This window comes from thiotrophic endosymbiont of Bathymodiolus puteoserpentis (Logatchev), assembly GCF_900127505.1.
GTDB lineage: Bacteria > Pseudomonadota > Gammaproteobacteria > PS1 > Pseudothioglobaceae > Thiodubiliella.
Window position 1 is genome coordinate 13742 of sequence record NZ_UEXF01000004.1, and the last position, 3113, is coordinate 16854.

1 protein-coding gene is annotated in these 3113 nt (G+C 38.2%); it reads left to right on the forward strand.

Going from position 1 to position 3113, the window contains the following annotated elements:
- On the forward strand, window positions 1–3113 hold a 3113-nt coding region (locus tag BHECKSOX2_RS00070), incomplete at both ends, for a C80 family cysteine peptidase (RefSeq protein WP_180323584.1).

A 3113-nucleotide genomic window follows, 5' to 3' on the forward strand; every position in this document is an offset into this window, starting at 1 on the left:
GAAATAACCGGCAGAAAAGGCGATATGCAAATCAATGCTGATGGCACTAAAACCATGGAAATGGGCAGTGAAAAAATGATTTATCAGTGGAACGATGACTTAAATATCGTTACCCAGCAGACTGAAGAATCCAAGCGTGCGGGGGAGATATTAGAAAACTTGAAACTAGGTTGTGTGAGCTCTAAAGGTTCATCTGATACCGGAACTGGCACTGGTACCGGCACCGGCACTGATATTGATACTGATATTATTGATATAGATAACATTCCAGATACCTTAACCAATGCACATATAGACTTCAATGACGCTGTTGGAGTGGGCTCATTTAAAACTGCCTACAATTTGAAAAATCAACCTGATTTATTGGTGTTATTATTACATTCAGAGGGTCAATCCAACGATATTGAAAATGAAGTAATGTGCTTAGAACAGCTAGAAGCGCTTGGTATGAAAACACCTAAGCGTTATAAGCAAATCACATTTGTAGACCAATCTACACCCAACTTTAATATCCAGCAACGCGGTTTGGTTGTGCAAAAGATTAAAGGTGCACGGGATATAAGATTAAGACGCAAAAAATATATTCAGCCTATGTCACAAGTGCTTGATAATTGCAATAACCAAACCTTAAAAGATGTCAAAAATTTGCAAAAAATATTTGCAAACAACCCCCATCTTTTTGTGCAGGATTTCCAAGGAGTTGTCTCTGAAGATGGTCAACTGTATGTGATAGATCCACAAAGTGTTGATTTGCATGAAAACAGCAAGCGTAATTCGAATATATTAGGTGCTTTGCAGGGATTTGAGCAAACTATTTTAAAACGCCACAAGCGTTTTACTGACAAAGCGCTCAATCATATTACCTATATTGACAGCAGAATCTGGGAATCTTACAGCGATATACGAAAACAACAAATGTTGAGCGATCTACAAAAAGAAGACAATAAAGCCCTTGTTGCTTATAATTTTGCAACAAATGAAAAAGAAGTCATTCATGAACCAAGTGACAGTCAAAATCTAGACTTTGACACCATTGAAGTCATTACCCAAGATAACCAAAACCAAAATGTTGATTTAAGAAAAGAGAGTATTGATTTTATGAATCAACAAGGTTGGGTGAAAAGCAGAGATCTTGTTTTCCGTGCAAACACCTCTGAGGGCCACGAAGCCTTAAACCTGAAAAGTAATGGCAAGAACAAATACAACATTATTCTGTCCATTGGCGAAGACAAGGTCACCAAAGACGCTGCCGCCGCATTGCTTGGTAAACACCCCGATACCAGTATTATTGCGACACTTGATGAGCAAGGAAAATTGGTTTTTCCAAAGGACAAAGCATTTACGCCTGATTCCAGTGTACGGATCAATATTGTTGGGCATTCAGAAGCATTGGAAAAAGTGGGGGCGACAAAGTTAGCGAATTACACCGATCAATTAGTGCGACACTACAATATAAATTCAGTGGATAGTTCCGCCTACTTAAATCGTGCTGCTTTGGTGGGTTGTAACAACGAAAAACTCAGTCAAGATTATGCCAATCAACTCTATACCCGAAAATATTTAAGAGACGCTAGCGTTACCGGTAGATTAGGCGATATGCATATAAATGAAGATGGTTCTAAAACAATGGGCGATCGTGATCAAAAAATCATTCATCGTTGGAATCACGAATCTCAAAAATCTACTTGGACAACGGAAAGCTCTAACAATGTTGGTGATGTTTTAGATCATCTAAAGTTGGGATTAGATGATAAAACCGCCTTAAATATTCCCGATGCATTGACTTATGAGGAGATAGGCAAGCCTATTGACAAAGGTAGCACGAAAGTTGCTTATACCTTAAAAAACCATCCTGATCTATTATTTTTACAACTGGGGAAAAGTCCAGCAAACAGAAATTATATTAGACAATTAAGAAACGAAGTTGAGTGGATTAATAAATTTAGAGAATTGGGTATTAAAACGCCAAAATATCTTAAGGTTGTTTCCATGATTGATAAGGATAATCAAGAACACCATGGTATTTTAGTTGAGCGTATTCATGACTCATTCATGGTAAAGCCAGGGTGGGTACCCCTTAAAGAAGAGCGCGTAACACACAAAACACTGGCCGACATTCAGACTTTGTTACAACATTTTTCAAACAATCCAGATTTGATGATTGCTGATTTGCAAATGTTAGTAGGTAGAGATGGGCAACTTTATGTTATAGATCCAGCAAATCCTAATTCGCCGTCGATTCAGTCTTCATTCCCTGGTTCACAACAATTTAGAATGAAGAGTATAAATGGTTTGAGAAGGTGGAGAGACGCCTCGCTAAATGTTCTAAAAACTTTTAACCAAAACAAAGGCGTGCACGCCATTTTTGTTAGCAAAGAGATGTTAGAGCGTGATCCAGAATTTGAAAAAAGTCTATTAGATAAAGCACAAAAACAACAAGACCTTGTTGTTATGAATTACGACGCAGAAGGCACAACCAAAGTGCTTTACGAGCCAAAAACCAACTATAAAATAGATAGAATTGAAGTAATGGTTGATAAAAGCAATCACTTTATTAGTGAAACTCAAATGAAATCTTTAATAAGAGACAATCCTAAAGTGTCCAGTGATATGGTTTTTCGTCACGCACTCAAAAAAGACTTCAGCAATTACCGAAGTAACATTATCGTTCAAAACGGCAACAGCGAAGCCGCCGTCAAAGCCGCCCAATCCCTTGCCAATAAACACCCTGAGAGTAGCATTATTGTTCATTTTGATGACAATAACAAATTGGTTACATCAGACAACGAGATTTACACCCCTAAAGGCAATGTGCGCCTTAATTTTGTTGATCATGGAGAAAATTTTGCCAATGGTGAAAATGGCATGGATAAATTGACCGATAAAGTCAAGCAGATTTATGACACTTACGCCAATGAAAATACTCATTTTGAGCGCATTGCCCTAGTAGGTTGTGATACTACCAACATCAAGCAAGGTCTAGCTAGGAATTTTGCCAAAACGATTTACGACAATATGCCAGCACTAAGAACTGCACAAATAACGGGCAGAGGGGGCGAGGTAGAGATCAATGAAAACGGCACTAAGACGATGAAAACAGGAGGCACTAAAAC